13 protein-coding genes are annotated in these 15611 nt (G+C 36.5%); 8 read left to right on the top strand and 5 right to left on the bottom strand.

The window, feature by feature from the left end; genetic code table 11:
• The first annotated feature begins 6 nt into the window (after positions 1 to 6).
• Positions 7 to 537, top strand: coding sequence for an NUDIX hydrolase (locus ACMAYS_RS05070; RefSeq protein WP_103216606.1), 531 nt, complete (start codon positions 7 to 9; stop codon positions 535 to 537).
• Here the strand turns inward: ACMAYS_RS05070 and ACMAYS_RS05065 are convergent.
• The gene (locus ACMAYS_RS05065) at positions 534 to 1055 is read right to left on the bottom strand and encodes an NYN domain-containing protein (protein WP_392991158.1); all 522 of its coding nucleotides are present in this window, start codon (positions 1053 to 1055) and stop codon (positions 534 to 536) included. The two genes, ACMAYS_RS05070 and ACMAYS_RS05065, sit on opposite strands and share 4 nt — an antisense overlap.
• A complete protein-coding gene (locus ACMAYS_RS05060) occupies positions 1039 to 4995 on the bottom strand; it encodes a hypothetical protein (protein WP_412462880.1) in 3957 nt (1318 codons plus the stop codon). Before ACMAYS_RS05060 ends, ACMAYS_RS05065 begins: the two co-directional genes overlap by 17 nt.
• Before the next feature lie 203 nt (positions 4996 to 5198).
• On the opposite strand from ACMAYS_RS05060, the gene ACMAYS_RS05055 reads away from it, so the two are divergent.
• Positions 5199 to 6551 (top strand): hypothetical protein, encoded by a 1353-nt coding sequence (locus ACMAYS_RS05055; RefSeq protein ID WP_146037754.1) that lies wholly within the window; start codon positions 5199 to 5201, stop codon positions 6549 to 6551.
• 10 nt (positions 6552 to 6561) lie between these two features.
• Here ACMAYS_RS05055 and ACMAYS_RS05050 read toward each other — a convergent pair whose 3' ends face one another.
• Both ACMAYS_RS05050 and ACMAYS_RS05045 read right to left on the bottom strand, forming a co-directional pair.
• On the bottom strand, positions 6562 to 8325 hold the full coding sequence (locus ACMAYS_RS05050) for an ABC transporter ATP-binding protein (RefSeq protein ID WP_103216610.1): 1764 nt from the start codon (positions 8323 to 8325) through the stop codon (positions 6562 to 6564).
• Between the two features lie 154 nt (positions 8326 to 8479).
• A complete protein-coding gene (locus tag ACMAYS_RS05045; RefSeq protein ID WP_103216611.1) occupies positions 8480 to 8851 on the bottom strand; it encodes a hypothetical protein in 372 nt (123 codons plus the stop codon).
• Between the two features lie 103 nt (positions 8852 to 8954).
• On the opposite strand from ACMAYS_RS05045, the gene ACMAYS_RS05040 reads away from it, so the two are divergent.
• Positions 8955 to 9581, top strand: a complete 627-nt coding sequence (locus tag ACMAYS_RS05040) for a hypothetical protein (protein WP_392991163.1) — start codon at positions 8955 to 8957, stop codon at positions 9579 to 9581.
• A 31-nt stretch (positions 9582 to 9612) separates the two neighbouring features.
• Positions 9613 to 10218, top strand: coding sequence for a hypothetical protein (locus ACMAYS_RS05035; protein WP_412462879.1), 606 nt, complete (start codon positions 9613 to 9615; stop codon positions 10216 to 10218).
• Between the two features lie 3 nt (positions 10219 to 10221).
• Here ACMAYS_RS05035 and ACMAYS_RS05030 read toward each other — a convergent pair whose 3' ends face one another.
• Positions 10222 to 11049 carry an Fpg/Nei family DNA glycosylase gene (locus ACMAYS_RS05030; RefSeq protein ID WP_412463091.1) on the bottom strand — a complete coding sequence of 276 codons (828 nt, stop codon included), beginning with the start codon at positions 11047 to 11049 and terminating at the stop codon, positions 10222 to 10224.
• A 372-nt stretch (positions 11050 to 11421) separates the two neighbouring features.
• Between ACMAYS_RS05030 and ACMAYS_RS05025 the strand changes: the two genes are divergently transcribed.
• The 4 genes from ACMAYS_RS05025 (at position 11422) to ACMAYS_RS05010 (ending at position 15570) form a co-directional block, all read left to right on the top strand.
• Positions 11422 to 12084, top strand: a complete 663-nt coding sequence (locus tag ACMAYS_RS05025) for a hypothetical protein (protein ID WP_412462878.1) — start codon at positions 11422 to 11424, stop codon at positions 12082 to 12084.
• A 102-nt stretch (positions 12085 to 12186) separates the two neighbouring features.
• Positions 12187 to 13833, top strand: a complete 1647-nt coding sequence (locus tag ACMAYS_RS05020) for a hypothetical protein (RefSeq protein WP_412462877.1) — start codon at positions 12187 to 12189, stop codon at positions 13831 to 13833.
• Between the two features lie 8 nt (positions 13834 to 13841).
• Positions 13842 to 14057: a hypothetical protein gene (locus ACMAYS_RS05015; protein ID WP_412462876.1), complete on the top strand. Its 216-nt coding sequence runs from the start codon at positions 13842 to 13844 to the stop codon at positions 14055 to 14057.
• 58 nt (positions 14058 to 14115) lie between these two features.
• Entirely contained in the window at positions 14116 to 15570 is a 1455-nt protein-coding gene (locus ACMAYS_RS05010) for a potassium channel family protein (RefSeq protein ID WP_412462875.1), read from the top strand.
• Positions 15571 to 15611: the final 41 nt, after the last annotated feature.

Below are 15611 nucleotides of genomic sequence, written 5' to 3'. Positions count from 1 at the left end.
GCCGTAATGGAAAAATGGATTATTAAAGAGAGAAAGAACGTTTACCGCGGAAATATCTTTTTGTATGAAACCATTGTTGCCAATCATCCTACAAAACCAATTGGTGCAGGCCCTTATGATATTATCCGTCTTGCTGATTGGGTAAATATTGTTGCCATTACCGAAGACAATAAAGTCGTTCTTGTTAAGCAGTATCGCTTTGGAAAAGATGTAATCACAATCGAGACTCCTGCCGGTGCAGTTGAGCGAGGAGAAGATCCACTTGCTGCAGCTAAAAGAGAGCTAGAAGAAGAGACTGGCTATATTAGTGACGAGTGGGAAAGTCTAGGGCCTGTAAGTGTTAACCCAGCCTTTATGAGCAATACTGCTCACTTTTATCTCGCAAAGAATTGTCGCCCAGATGGGAAACAAAACTTTGATGAAGATGAAGATATCGAGCTAGAACTTGTTGCTGTAAATGATCTAAAAGATAAACTACAGGAAATAGATCACTCTCTTTCGGAGCTTTGTCTAAGTCGATACCTACTTAAGTCTTAGTTTCTTTTGTTCTTGCTATACTTCTTAGGTCTTGTTTGTCTTGTCTGGCCTTGAAGTTCAAACCAATCACTTTCATCAATTTCGTGATAATAGTCTGATTCTTCAACAAGCAGGCTCGAAGTCGTCTCAGGAATTGAGGCGATTTCAACACGGACACCTTCTGCTCTTAAGTGGCGAACTAATTCGATATAATCAGAATCACCTGAAAGGATAATAATCGTATCAACCTTCGAGGCAAGCTGTGTCGCTTTAATTGTCAGAGGGATATCGGCACTCTTATGACATGGAATTACTGATCCATAGTAGTGATTGTGCAGACGCTCAGTTAGTTTAGAAGAGATATTCTTTCCTTCTCTAAAATAGATGAGGCGATTTAGCCCTCGATTATCTAAGAGTTTTGGGATGAGCGTATCAAAATTAACCATGGTATTTGAGTTATTTGTTACGCTGTGAATACTTCTTTCGATATTGTTGCCATCGATTAGGATGGCAACAGTTTGATTAATGAAAATTTCCATAAAATGCTTCACTTCCGTTTGATTGAACGTAGTCAGCGTGACATTTCTTAATTTGAGCCTCGATCATTTCAATACTCATTCCTTTGAAAATCTCGTTTAGCTCATCTTCATCAACGTCAGATCTACCTAGAGCACAAGCAGCTAATTCTTCTTTAAACATAATAGAAGGATCTTCTGGCTTACGCTTGTCAACTAAGAATCTCAATAGCTCACTGATATCAAGACGCTTGGCCTCAAAATCATTGAAGTATTTCTTAAACCATACGTGAGTCCAAGCGATATTAACTACACCTGGGTCTTTATGGTACTTTAATAGGTAGAAAAATGCTGTACGTCCAAAGGTCTTTAATTTACCTTTTAGTTTAGCAATACTAATGATTGCGTTCTTATATGCATCCTTATAACCACGATCTAATTCACCGCGGTCTAGTTTATTATCTGCATTTCTATCAAAACGAATATAAGTCGATTCGATATTTAACATTGCGCCAATAACAAGTGTGAAGTCTTTCTTTCTCCACCAAATCTTATCAACATCTTCAACACTTCTTGAGAAGATCTCAACACCTTTGATAAATTCAACAACATGCTCTCTGCTGTTGTTCTTTACATACTCTTTCAGGCGAGGGAAGTACTTTGAAAGATTCAGCTCGCTCTCACCAAATAATTTATCAAAGAATTTTGTACGAATACACTTTGAGTCCATTACAGAGAAGCCTGCTTCATCAACTCTAGTGTCACACTCTTTCTTCTCATAAAGATTTTCTTCTAAAAGAGTCGTGATCTTAGCTGCAGTAAAGATAAGTTCGATAAACTCACTTACTTCATCTAGGTTAATGAATAGGTCACCACCAGAAGTTGCCTGGAAAAGATCCGATAGAAGAAGAATATTTTCACCAAAAGTTTTAAAGTCTTCAGTCCAAAGTCCCATTTCTTCAAGAGCGGCCTTAAGTCCAACTAGTGCGTTGTTAAGTTGGTTATCTGATAAACCTTTTGACTGTCTTGGAGGAGTTGTATCACCCTCTGTCTTATATCCCTCTAGCATGTGTGGAAGCACATTTCTAAAGAGCATGATCGAATTGAAACCAGTCTTGTTTCTTACGATATTCGCCTGATAAGTAGGGAATCCGTCTTTATTTCTAAAGTAGCGATAGTCACGAGCAACTTTAGTAAACTCTTCAATAAGAACAACATATGATTTCTTAGTGATGTACTTATACTCTGGAACTTCTCTCTCCGTTGGGTACTCACGACGATCAATATAAAGAGGCTTAGGCGAATTCATTCTATCGTCAAAGAATTGGAAAGTTGAGTCTGAGAATAAAAGTGTCTCAAATGCACTATCTGCAATATCTAGGATGCGATTAACAGCATCACTTGTAATCATTAGGTCAAAATTCTCACTTCCCGGAGGATCAAGCTCTGAACAAATCCACTTAGAACTACCTTGCTTATCGGCATCGTAAGCTGGGTTTGGTTTACATGGAATTGGATACATCAGCTCTGAGCGAGGGATTGGATCAAAAATACGCTGAGTAAAGTCGATTAGTGTACGCTTAAAATTTGAAACTTTAAGAAGTTCACTTTCATCCTTTGGATTATCCGACTTGCGATTAAGCTCTTTAATTAGTTCATCACCAAATGAAAGGATCTCTTTTGCTGTAAAGTAATTCTTCTTCTCTTCAATAGGGTGGAAGATTGAGCGAGTCTTACGTAGTAGCTCAAGAACTTTTGCAATATTTTGAACTGATTGAGTATCATCAGAGAAGTCCGTGAAGAAGGCATCATAAAGTACTTCTGCTAGTGATTCTGATTTCTCAGTTAAATAATAAAGATCATCACGATTTAGAATAAGGTTATTTCCACCTAGTACTAGACCTTTAAGTGCCATGGCCTCTGAGTAAAGCTTCCAGTTAAATGGTTCTTTAAACATTCCGCTTGATTCTTTAAGACGAGCAATAAGTGACTTGATAAGACCATCTTGGTTAACAAAGTCTTTATCCAGTAGGTAATTAGCTAGTTCCGTTTTAATCGAAAGGAATTGATTTACATATTCCTTTCTCGAAATAACTTTTCTTGCTGTCTTTGAGTCTTCGTCTTTAAATAGCTTAACATTCTCAATGTGCATATCAAGGAATGCTAGGTAGCGGTAAACGATTGCAACAACATTTACAGTTGATTTAAATTGCTTAAATGAAAGATAATCAATTTCTGGAGCAAGCCTTAGAATATTATCTTTATAGTTAAGAACAAGATTCTTAATGGCGATTCCCTTATCAAGGTCTTCTGGCTTACTAAAGAATTGTTCAATTAGCTTATTAATATCTGTAACAGTAATTACTTGGTCATTTTCAAGATCACTTAGAATAAGGTCTTGAACTGATCTAACTTGAGCTAAGAAAAAGTTGTTCTTTTCTAGTGGAGTCTTCTCAAGATATTCCTTTGCAAGAAACTTAAGGTCAAAGAATAGGGCCGCAAGTGGATCTGTCTTTGTCAAAAGTGTCATTAACTCTGGGAATAGGAGAGTTTCACGGCTACCACCAGTTGTTACTACTTTCAGTGCCATAAATGACTTAACAACATCTTCGATTAGGTCGATGTCATAAAGCTTGATTGTATCATTAGCGAACTTAAGAACATTCATCTCGTGGTCACGAGGGATTGAAATATCTTCGTCTAATAACTTCTTTGCATTCTCACTTAGGCGCCCAACTTCTGCACGGAATTGCTTTTTAATCTCAACTTTTCTATTGAAGTCTTTCTCTTCAATGTCTTTAACTAGATCATTTAAGACATTTACTGACTCAAAAGATCTAAGTGCAACGTTAACAACTCCAAGAGATAGCTCAACGTCAGCATAAGAGAAAACTTCTGGGTTTCCACGAATTAGATCTCTCTTTGCAAAACGAATAAGTGACTTAAGTTTAACGTTGGTATCTTTAGTCGTACCGAGAATTGTTGAAATAAAGTCATCATCTTCGTTAAAGAATTCATCAATGATATTGTTGATATCGGCAATCGTGATGATATTTTCTTCTTTTTGGTGCTCGTAAACATAGAGCTTAAGCTCTTCTAGGTTATTAGCAAGCTTGTTGAAGTATTCTGATCCATCTTCGAAGTATTCCTTTTTAAGGAAGAAGATATCGATTGTATTCTGTAGGAAAACTGGGAAGAAAGTAAAAAGTTGGGCAAACTCATCTGAGTCAACGTAGATACGTGAACCACCAAGAAATAGTTTCTTAGCAAATAGAAGAGAGTTTAGAAGTTCCTTACCAAGTTTGAAGTCTTTTAGGTCTCTTGTAATGTCGAGGATTAGACTTTGAATATCGATGGCCTGTGCAGGTCCAGGAATTTGTTGAAGGATTTCATTTAAGTTTGAAGAAAACGCATCGGCCTGTGCTCTTAAGATGGCAGAGGTCTTATAGTAATCTTCTTTTGATTTAACATCTTGTAGGTCTTTAACTGTTGCAACGATCTTAACAGCTGAACGGTTAAACTCTTTTAGGATTTGAAAGAAAGAATCAATCTTCGTGCGAGACATTTGTCCCGGAATATCTCTTTGTAAAAGAGTGTTTAATTTAAAAAGAAGATCAAGGCCTTCAATAATATCGTCAGCAGAACCTGCTGGGTTATCCATATACTTGCGAGCAAATTTCACGATATCTTCACGGAAGAAGAAACGATTATCTCTGGACTCAACATATTTGAATTTATTTAGTGTATCTTGAACGCAATTAAGGTCTTTTTCGATATTAACTTCGAATAATTTTTTGATACGATCCGTGTCGATTTTGCAACTAGCTGAAATTCCGTCATACTCGGCGATGTCTGCACCTTCGACAGGGTCATCGTTGACGAAACCACAAGACGAAACTAGTAGTGCTACCAGAAGGTAGGTAATGAAATCTCGTAATTTCAATAACTTATTGTGTTTAATCATAATTCCCTCACCCAAATTCTAGAAAATTTCTAGTTAAATGAAAAGGAATAACCGAATATTTTGAAATGTTTTTACGTAATGCGTTAAAAGTGTGCACAATTCCTAACACTATACTGTCAAAAGTGTTAACACCCAAGGTAATAGATACCAAATCCGAGTTAAAGACTTCTATTTACGAATCTTTTCTGATTTAATTAACTTTAATGAATAAATTCATCAAAAAAATTACATTACTATGCGTGTCGCTTTCTGGCCTTGCTGTCTACGCACAGCTAGATGGAAGTGTGTCATATGAGAAATTTCAACGATTAAATGACCCAGCTAAAAAGTCTGAGTATGACGACTGGGCCCAAATCGAAGGAAATTACGAGACAAGAGCGTGGAATGGTAAGGTTTATGGTGAATTTGCTGCTAGGGCCTATGTTACAAAAGAGCCTGCTTTCAACTTTTCAATGCCTGAAGCTTATATTGAGTTTAAAGATGAAGATAATCGTATCTCTCTTGGCCGTCAGCTTCTTAGATGGAATGAGAACGAAGATTACTGGCTACTTAGTACCCTAAATCCAAACCAAGGTTTCTACTTACTTTCTGAAAAGAAAGAAGGTCTAGTTGGTATTCAATACGATCGCAAATTTAATAAGAATTTAAATTTTTCAGTTTTCTTCTCATACTTCTTTGTTCCAGGAATGAATCCAGGGCTTGAAATTGAAGATGGGAATGTATCGAGTAAGAGTGAGTGGGTAAGACTTCCACCAAAGTACACTGTGCTTGAAGGTAATGTTCTTCCTCTTTATTACACGATCGATATGCCTAATATCTATAATGATGTTGTAAAGAATAAGTCTCTTGGTTTTAGACTTTCTGGAACGAATGAGCAGAAGAGTTCTGAGCTTTCGGCCTTCTTTATCTATAAGCCACAAAATAGTCTTCAGATGAATGCTGATGCTCGCTTTGACCAAGATCGCGACGTTATTGCAGTTGATGCTTCACCGGTTGTTAACCACCATCTTTATTATGGGATTCAATATAAGCAGCAGTTAGGTGACGTGCAAATGGTTGCCGGTGTTGATATGAGTGATCCGACGGCGACTTTTGGAAACGACTTTAAGGTTGTTGACTTTAGCCGTGAAGAAAATAAGAAATTCGAATCTGAGTATTTCAATATTGAGCCTAACTACGAAAAAGAAAGTTACGCCTCTGTCTCATTTAACGTCAATCAAGGTTACTATATGTTTTCTTTAAACTATATCAACCTTCTGACAAATAATGAGCGTGGATCAGATGATTTCTTCTCTGATACTGCGAAGTGGAGTAATGCTCTTGGTATGCGTGGGCGTTATTATTTTAATGACTTCATCAATGTGATGGGGGACTTAAAGTATGACTTTGATCGCGATGATATCATCTTAAAAGCTGAAGCGACTTATGCTTTTTGGCGTGGTGCTGCTAGTTTAAATTTAGGTGCCGAGCTGATTAAGTCGCCAAATAAGAATTCTTATTGGTCGGCTTACCGAGCTAACGACACCATCTATTCGTCTTTGAAGTTTGCTTTCTAAAATTTGCTTTCTAAGCAGTTCCTGTCTGAACACTCCATAGTGCTTTATAAAGACCTTCTTGAGCAATTAGTTCTTCGTGAGTTCCACGTTGTTCAATCTTTCCTTCATTTAAAACACAAATCTGATCCGCATGAATAATTGTTGAAAGCCTATGGGCAACCATGACAGTAGTGCGTCCTTTTGTGATCGTTTTAAGAGAGCGCTGAATGGCCGCTTCTGTTTCATTATCAATGGCACTTGTGGCCTCATCAAAAATGAAAAGTTTCGGATCCTTTAAGATGGCACGTGCAATGGCAATACGCTGTCTTTGACCACCTGAAAGTTTTTGGCCGCGCTCACCAACGATTGTCTGATAGCCGTTAGGTAGAAGCTCGATAAAGTCATGTGCCTCTGCAAGTTTTGCGGCCCTCATGGCATCAACTTCAGATGCTCCTTGCGAGCCGTAGATGATATTTTCTAAGACAGTCCCATGAAAGAGGTAAGTTTCTTGTGAGACAAACCCAATGTGAGAGCGCAGTGAATTCTGCTTTAGCTCTCTAATATTGTGGCCATCAAAATTAACGGAACCAATTTGTGGATCATAAAAACGCTGAAGAAGTTTAAGCATTGTGGACTTTCCTGAGCCTGTAGGGCCTACGAGAGCAATAGTTTGTCCTTCTTCAATTTTAAGATTGATATCTTTAAGGCCAGTGTTGTCTTCTTCATCGTATTTAAAGTTAATACCACTAAATTCAACAGCTCCTTTAAATTCTTCAAGCTCTTTATCACCATCAGTTACTTTAACTTCTGTTTCAATTAGCTCCATCACTCGAGATGTTGAGGCCATTGATCTTTGGTAAAGATCAAAAGTTTCACCAAGTCTTGTTAGTGGCCAAAGTAGTCGTTGTACTAAGAAGATTAGAACAGAGTAAGAACCAACTTCTAGCTTACCATCAAGAACATCGATACCACCGATGATTAGAGTGAAGAGGAATCCACAAAGAACGGCCATTCTAATGATTGGACTAAAAGAAGAAGAGACGCGAATGGCATCTTTATTGGCCTTAGCATATTGATTTGATTGTTTCTCTAAGCGGTCATATTCGAATCTTTGAGCAACGTATGACTTAATCGTCATCATCCCTGCAATATTATTTACAAGCATACTCGCAAGTAGTCCGGCCTCACTTCTAACATTTTGATAGCGAGGTTGTACCTTCTTTTGAAAGTAGAAACTTCCCCAAAGAATAAATGGGACAGGTGTTAATGATAGTAGGGCAATTTGCGGAGAAAGATAAAAGAAGATTCCACCGATAGAGACAACTGTTGTTAGGGTTTGAATAATATCATTGGCCCCAACATCTAAGAAGCGCTCTAGTTGGTTGATGTCGTCATTTAGAATTGTCGCTAAATTCCCAGAGTTATTATCTTGATAGAAAGAGATGTGTAAGTTTTGAAGATGATCGTAGGCTTCCATACGAAGATCGTGTTGAACTTCTTGGGCCAGTCCACGCCACCATAGTTTTAATAAGTATTCAAATAATGACTCCAGGGCCCAAATCACAAATGTGAGAAAACCTAGAATGTAGATTTGTTCGACTTTGTCTGTCACTCCCATGCCTGCAAGGAATGAGTCTTCTTGCTTGACGACTGTATCAACGGCAAGACCGATTAAAAGGGGAGGAGCAATGTCGAATACTTTATTTAAAACTGAAAAGAACGAGGCCGTATAAATTTGGCCGCGCTTATTTTTAAAATGATTGATTAGTTTTTGTAATGGGGATTGAGTTTCCATTTAGACCTCGTATGCGTGTACTTTTATGTGTATGCATTATGGCCTATTATTCTCAATTTGAAAAAAGTTCCTCAGGTGTACTCAGATTATATTGAATCGAAGTGCTTTTTAAGTACACCTGAGGGGAATTTAGTCACCTTTCCTAGTGACTTACTTAGATTACTAAACTGCTGGCAAATTCAAAATTTCCCTTTCGTTCCTTATCTTTAGAAGAAGCGTCCCTCGCTTCTACAATAGTGCTTGCCTCTTCTTGGGCAGCTTCTGCAAAGTAGTTATCAATAGTTTGCTCATAGTCTTTTAGTAGTACTTCTTTAAGTTCTTCCTTAGATACTTTTAGAACACTACATACAGTATTTAGTGAACGTAGTGGTACTGAGCAAAGCCCACGTTCAATATTACTTATAAATTGCCCGTTCTTATAACCTAGGCGGTACGACAATCCTTGTTGTGACACCTTAGGTGATAAAGAACGTCTTTTGACTCTAATTAATTCAGCGATGTTCTCAAACACTCTTCTTTCTTTCATCCATAACCTCCAGTTTTATTATTTACCAACTATTGTTATTGGTACAACATGATGATAATATGTTTAGGCAATATTATTTACTTACAAATACGTAAGGTTTACTATGTCAATAAAATTAAAGGCTTACACATCTAATCATAAGAAAATCTTTAGGGAGGCGGAAATCGAGGCCCTCTATGGTGCCAAGTTTGAGTATTTAGATGAATTACCATTTGATCTTCGCCCTGGAGAAATTCTGCTTTTAGACCTCGATGAGATCACTGATGATATTATTGAGAAGGCGCAGTATACGAGAGTTAAATTTGTAACAATTGTTGATACGCTCAAGCAGCACAACTTAAATCGTTTGCTTCCAATTGGTGGAAATTTATTTGCTGTTAAGGGCACTCCATTTGAAGACTTTATGGAAATTCTAACAAGTCGTATTCATCAAATGGAGATGTTTAAGATACTTCACCTAGTTAGTCATACCGATGTTGAATTATTTCGCTTTATCCTAAGGGCCGGTAATGGAGAGAAGTCTAAATTAAGTGAACTTATTTTTGGCTCCACTAGTGAAAGTACGATGGACGTAAATTTAAGTCGTTTAAGAAAGAAGCTGCGTGATCCAAATATCGGCGATGACTTCTTTCGTATTATCACAAAGAGCGGAAGACTCTATGTGGTCAGTCGTTTAACGAATTACGAAATACCAAAACATTTATTAGAAAAAATTAAGATTCCTACCTAGTCGTTTCAAGTAAAATTACTTAGAGGTAGAAATGAAAATTTTGGCATACACAAGTGATAAGAGAAAACTCTTTCATGCGGATGCTATTGAAGAAGCGTTCGGACTTACCATTGAATACTTAGATGTCCTACCTTCTCAAACAGGAGTTGGAGAACTTCTTATTATTGAACTCGATACAATTCCAGATGAGCTCATTGAAGAAATCAAATATACCACTCTAAAATTTGTCTATGTGATCGATGACTTTACTCAGCCAAACCTAAATCGCTTTCTACCGCTTGGCGGAAACCTGTGTGTGCTAAAGAGCATGGGGGAGCAGGAGTTTATCGACGCCCTCTATGGCCGCTTTCACTTAATGGAAATTTACAAACTCTTTCACATCATAAGCCGAACTGACATGGAACTCTTTCGTCTCATCAATCGCGCGGGTAACGGAGAAAAGGGAAAGCTTACAGATATTCTCTTTGGTTCAACTAGTGAGAACACAATGGATGTGAGTTTAAGTCGTCTTAGAAAAAAACTTCGCGACCCTGAAATAGGAAATGACTTCTTTCGTATCATCACAAAGAAGGGAAGACTCTATTTAGTAAATCAATTAAATCATTATAAGATTGAAGATTATCTAATTGTGGAGTAAGTCTTATTTCTGACAGTGAGGACAGTAGTAAGTCCCACGTTGAGCAAGTGTGATTTTCTTAACTTCTGTCTCTTTACAAAGTCCACAAATCTTTTGATAGAAGACAACAAGGTTTTTTACGCCTTCACCTTTTTCTCCAAACGCATCTTGGTAGCCACCTGAGAAAGTCGTACCACCAGTACTAATGGAATCATCTAAAACAATCTTTACTGCCATAAAAACTTTTTCAAGCTCAAGCTTTGTAAGTGTCTTCATTCTACGAGTTGGGCGAACTCCCGCACGTGCGCATATTTCGCTGGCCATGTAATTTCCCACACCAGAAAAAAAGTTCTGCTCTAAAAGAAACGGCTTTAAAACTTTATTAGGCCTTTCTTTTTTAAGCATCAAAAGATACTCAAGTGTGAACTCAGCTTTTGAAACATCAGGTCCTAAGCGCGTAAGCCAAGTCGCTTCATTTGGTGGAGAGTAGAGATGAAAAACTCCAAAGCGTCTTGGGTCGATGTAGCCCAAGTGCAGAGGCCCCTTTGCATTTGTTCCAATGAGTTTTATGTGGGTGTGCTTTTCTGTAATTGGCTGCGTGGCAATTCGCCACGATCCCGACATCCCTAGTCCTGAAATTGCACGCCATTCATTTCCGTCTTGATCAGTGAAGAAAAAGCGCAGAACTTTTCCTTGGCGCTCCACTCGCTCAAGAGTCATGCCCTTAGGATTGAAGTCCTTATCTTTCACAATCGAATCACTCACGTCCGAGTATGCGACGTCTTCGATCTCCATTGGGAGAACGTGTGAGATTTGTGATTTGATGGTTTCGACTTCGGGTAATTCTGGGATAGCGCACTTCCTGTGATATTGGGCGGAGATAATCTTCTGCTTTTAATTCGTTGCCATTTTACATGGCCACTTAAAAATTCGCAATTACCATTTCACGTAAAATTTTTTAAAAAAGTTTACATTTTTATTTCTAAAGGAAGGGTTTAGGTAAGAGTTGTAAGGTGCTCATTTTGTTATTAGAGACTTTATTCGCATTTGTATCTACTTAAAATTGTTGATATTTGAAGCTTGTTGAGTCTTAAGTTTCTGGGGCCGGATGGCGATGTGGGATTATAATAATCAACTATGTTAGGAATTATGAATAAACTCATAAAAATTAATCATGTATTGCAATTTATTGTATATATCTTATTTATTATCTTTTTAAGCTTCATGATTTATTCAAGTCTTACGGCATCCCGAAGTAATACAGCTAATCAAGTCGATTTAAATAAGGGAAAGAGCAATGAGAAGCTAGGTCAGTATGTCTCTGTTCCTGTAACAGCTTCTAATGATAAATATCTTGTTTCATATGTCGTTAACTTTGATAAGGATAGAAATTCTTACAAGAGCTTTAAGTCATCTGGTAGCAATGAGAAGTATACATCTTTTTTAAGCTCTGATTTATGGGGTTGTTATCGTTGTTCAATTTCAAATTTAAAAATCATTAATCGTAATACATCAAAGTCCAAAGACTTATTTGACGCAAGAGAAGTTATTGGTGGTTTTGCAATACCAAGAAATAAAGATCGAGACGGTGAACCAACTAAGAATAAATTAGATCGAATCTTTTTCTCAAAAGTAGATGCAGATTTTAATTCGGACAAAATTTTAAGTTCAAAAGATGGATATAGACTTTTTATATCTGACTTTGACGGGAAGAGTAAAGTGGCTCTATCTCCTGAAGGGACCGATGTTATTAGCTACCGAGTTGATTACGAATTTAAGAAGATATACATACAAGTAAAGAAAGATAGTAATAATAACTTTAAGTTTGATGATGGTGATGATGTGGTTGTTCTTGATGTTAGCTTGAGAGAGTATTTTGAGAGTTAAGTGAAAAAGTTGTTAATTAAAGAAATAGTTTTTTTCTTAATGCAAGGTCAACGAAAGGCACCTGGAACAAAGAATCATTAATATAATTTTTGGGGATGAATCATGACAGATGAAGAGTATAGAAAAAAACTAGATAGAAGAATTAAGGTTCTAAAAAGAAACCTAGAGGCAGGAAAGGTCAAGATAGCACCAGACCTTATTGAAGGTGTTAGAAAAAGCCTATTAAAAGTTAAAATTGCTGATGATGGTGTCGTTGATGTTGATTCGGTAGATGGAAGAATAAGAAGTATGGCCTTGGCCGTTACGCACTTTGAAGGCATCCAAGAGTTGAAAGATAAAAACCCTCTGTCCGAAATACAGAAATTATATTTTGAAATATTTGAACGAAACTTTGGTTGGCTTTACAAAGACATGATTAAAGCAAAAGCAACGCCACATATAGTTGCGACTTACTTTTCAGACGATGATGAAAAAGTTAAAAGTATGTTGCCTCAAGTGAAAGATTTTGCTGCTGCAATATTCGAGTTTTGGGAAAACTGTGTTGAACCCGCGTATTATCACATTCAAGAACTAAATTCCGCTAAAGTTGTTTTTGGCGGGGACATGTTTCCATCGCATTCTCAAAACATTGCTTCATCAGTTGGAGTCTACGTTGATACAATTGTACTTCCAGACCCTTTTGTTCGAGCTGGACACATATTTGCAGCTGGCCCCCATAAGCAACAAGTGTATTTTGCCATTAAGCACGCTTTAAATATTTTACAATATAAAGAGTTAGCAGATGCAGAAATTGATGTTCCTATAATTCTAATACTGCCGGAAGACCCCGGAATCTATGGAGACCATAACGATTTTCTTAAAAGACTTGCTCAGCCTGATGTTCTCGCGCATGGAAGTAAAATTTTTGGAACAAGCTTTACGTCCATAAACGATATGCACGATTTTATTAAAAAGCACAACACGATAGAAAGCTTTTTTAAAGTTCTTGCTAATCCAGAACGTCTCTTATTTGACCTGGAATGGAAAGGTGATAAACGGCATCAGATTCAAAGATATCTAGATGATTTTATAGGCTCATTTGGTGGAGTTGGATTTGAAGATGCAATGTTAGGGCAAATTTTTAGTAGAATGCATCAGGCAAATGATTTACTTTTAAAAAGTAAAAGATTAAATGGAACTCCAATTATAGATGCACCAACTTCTTGGGAATATTTCCAATGGAAATTAGAATATAATTCTCCCTCTGATGGACTAGCTGGTAAACAGCATATAGTTACACAAAAACTAGTTGAGCAGTCTGGTGAATTACAATGGTTCGGTAATGTTCCTGTGGATGCCTTAATTGAAATGAGGAAAAATGGTGCCCTTTATGAAATAAGAGATATGCTTTCAAAAGGTCTTGGCGATATTCGACATTTATCGCAAGATGTATTTGCTAGTGAAGGAGAAAAAGTAGCAAAAAATCTAACAGGCATGTTTAAAGATTACAATTCTCAAATTGAAGCCTTAAAGCAAAAGAAATGGAAACTGGGTACACAAGATTTTGTAGAGTGGCTTGCTAAAGGTGCAATTGTGGTAGGTGCTGCAACTTCAGTACACCCTATCTTTGGTTTATCTGGTTATGTATTAGAAGAATTGTTCGATATACCAAAAATGAAAGATTTAATTGAAAATGGAAAAGATATTTTGGATGAGAGTCGAAAAACGAAAGAAAGTCCATTGGGTTTAATGTTTAGGCATGTTAAGTGAGATTGTAAATGAATAAAGATTTTGAAGAAATTGGGCATTGTGGTGGTCAGTATATTGTTGAGGTTAAAACAAATGAGCAAGGTCAACGTGGGTATTCAATTGGTATGCAGGGGTCAAGACCAAAGAAAATAAAAATGCAGTTCCAGGTGCTTTTCCTTTACGCAAGGTCAACGAAAAGACACCTAGAACCAATGCTAGTTACTTCATTTGTTTATATGGGTTAAATAATTCTAATTTTTATGATGCGTTCAGTTGAAAACAATTAGTATGAAGGTCAATAAAATGAAAAAGCTTGGTCGTTTTATAGAAGAACATGAAATATTTTTGAACTTTAAGTTTTATTTATTTCTTATCCCTTTAATAATACTTGGATTCACTTTTATTTTTATGAAGATGAACGAAAGTTTTGTAGTGAATTATACTGTAGGCAGTTCATTCGAGCAGAATGTTGTAGAAGAGTTTTTTGATGACTTTTGTAAAGAAAACTCAAAACTTTATATTTTAGAAAGGTCGTTGAATAAGTGTAAGTTTTCTTTTGCCTCACCTGTATCTTTCTCTTCGTATAAAGATAAGCCTAACTACGTTATTGAGGAAGTTTCTATTTCGTATAATCGTTTTGAAGAAAATATATTAAAGATATCATATTCAGTTAATTATTCACAGCATACAAATGAGAAGAAGGAAGACTCTGGAGTATTAGAGTTTAGATTTGAGAATTATAATAAAGACCATATCGAAAGATATATCCTCTTTAAGGCTGTTCCACACGTTTCTTACCCTAAGAGAAATCCTCTTTTTAAAATTGAACCAAAAAATGGTAGTCAAACTCAAGTTGCAGGGCCACACAAAGCGTTGGATTTTCTTTCTCTAGATATTATGAATATTAAGAAAACTGGCGGTTCAATTACTTCAGGTCAAGATTGGAGTTACTTTCATTTAAAGCCAAGTAACTCATTGACAAATATTTACATGTCCTTAGTCGAGGGGAAACCTATCCTAAATAAGGTTAGCAATTTGTTCCCACTGTTTATTTATTATAGCGGTATTACTTTTATGACGGTTGGGTATGGAGATGTTACACCTGTAACGAATACTGCCAGAATCTTAGCTGTGTTTGAGTCCTTTTTGGGGATTGTCTTTATGGGGCTATTGTCAGGTAGTTTCTTTGCTCATGTTGTTAACTTATTTACCAAGCCGTGGAAGCAATTTGAGAAACATTTAATAAAGCATGATCATTGGACTAGGTCAGAAGATCCTGAAACTGGAGTTGAAAGTTATTATTATATTCCTAATCCTGAATTTAAAATAATCGTCGGTAATAACTCTGTAGATTTCAAAGAACCGTGGTCCCAAGAATTTGATGATACGGAGTCTAGGGCATCAACTTATAGTTTGAAGTATAAAGATACAATTTTATATAACTTTAGATTTGTATCTTGTGATGGTGCTCGTGGTATACACATTCTACCTGAACAGAAGGTAATGTATGAAGGAAGTGGATATCGTCCACCTTTCAATCGTTATTTTTATATTATTGAGAATTCATTTAAGGATAAACTCAATAAGTTAATACAATCAAAATCAATATCAGAATTAAAGTTTCAAATTAATTACTTCGATAGTGAAGAGGATGCATTAATAAAAATTGAAGAATCTTTTAGGGGTAATGATGAGACTCTTACTTGTTATAGGATAGAAGTTTCTGGTGGAGAATATACTCTTATAAATCGTTTGTAAGTATAGTTAATCGTCTATGAATATATCATATTTCAAAACTC

It is taken from the genome of Halobacteriovorax sp. RT-2-6 (genome assembly GCF_047085025.1).
In the GTDB taxonomy this organism is placed as follows: Bacteria; Bdellovibrionota; Bacteriovoracia; order Bacteriovoracales; family Bacteriovoracaceae; genus Halobacteriovorax_A.
Note: the sequence above shows the minus strand (reverse complement) of the source record. Positions and strands in the feature narration are given on the sequence as shown.

What these genes read in the sequence shown, in the direction of transcription:
- ACMAYS_RS05070 (WP_103216606.1), top strand. Translation starts at nt 7, where the DNA reads ATGGAAAAATGGATTATTAAAGAGAGAAAGAACGTTTACCGCGGAAAT.
- ACMAYS_RS05065 (WP_392991158.1), bottom strand. Translation starts at nt 1,055, where the DNA reads ATGGAAATTTTCATTAATCAAACTGTTGCCATCCTAATCGATGGCAAC.
- ACMAYS_RS05060 (WP_412462880.1), bottom strand. Translation starts at nt 4,995, where the DNA reads ATGATTAAACACAATAAGTTATTGAAATTACGAGATTTCATTACCTAC.
- ACMAYS_RS05055 (WP_146037754.1), top strand. Translation starts at nt 5,199, where the DNA reads ATGAATAAATTCATCAAAAAAATTACATTACTATGCGTGTCGCTTTCT.
- ACMAYS_RS05050 (WP_103216610.1), bottom strand. Translation starts at nt 8,325, where the DNA reads ATGGAAACTCAATCCCCATTACAAAAACTAATCAATCATTTTAAAAAT.
- ACMAYS_RS05045 (WP_103216611.1), bottom strand. Translation starts at nt 8,851, where the DNA reads ATGAAAGAAAGAAGAGTGTTTGAGAACATCGCTGAATTAATTAGAGTC.
- ACMAYS_RS05040 (WP_392991163.1), top strand. Translation starts at nt 8,955, where the DNA reads ATGTCAATAAAATTAAAGGCTTACACATCTAATCATAAGAAAATCTTT.
- ACMAYS_RS05035 (WP_412462879.1), top strand. Translation starts at nt 9,613, where the DNA reads ATGAAAATTTTGGCATACACAAGTGATAAGAGAAAACTCTTTCATGCG.
- ACMAYS_RS05025 (WP_412462878.1), top strand. Translation starts at nt 11,422, where the DNA reads ATGATTTATTCAAGTCTTACGGCATCCCGAAGTAATACAGCTAATCAA.
- ACMAYS_RS05020 (WP_412462877.1), top strand. Translation starts at nt 12,187, where the DNA reads ATGACAGATGAAGAGTATAGAAAAAAACTAGATAGAAGAATTAAGGTT.
- ACMAYS_RS05015 (WP_412462876.1), top strand. Translation starts at nt 13,842, where the DNA reads ATGAATAAAGATTTTGAAGAAATTGGGCATTGTGGTGGTCAGTATATT.
- ACMAYS_RS05010 (WP_412462875.1), top strand. Translation starts at nt 14,116, where the DNA reads ATGAAAAAGCTTGGTCGTTTTATAGAAGAACATGAAATATTTTTGAAC.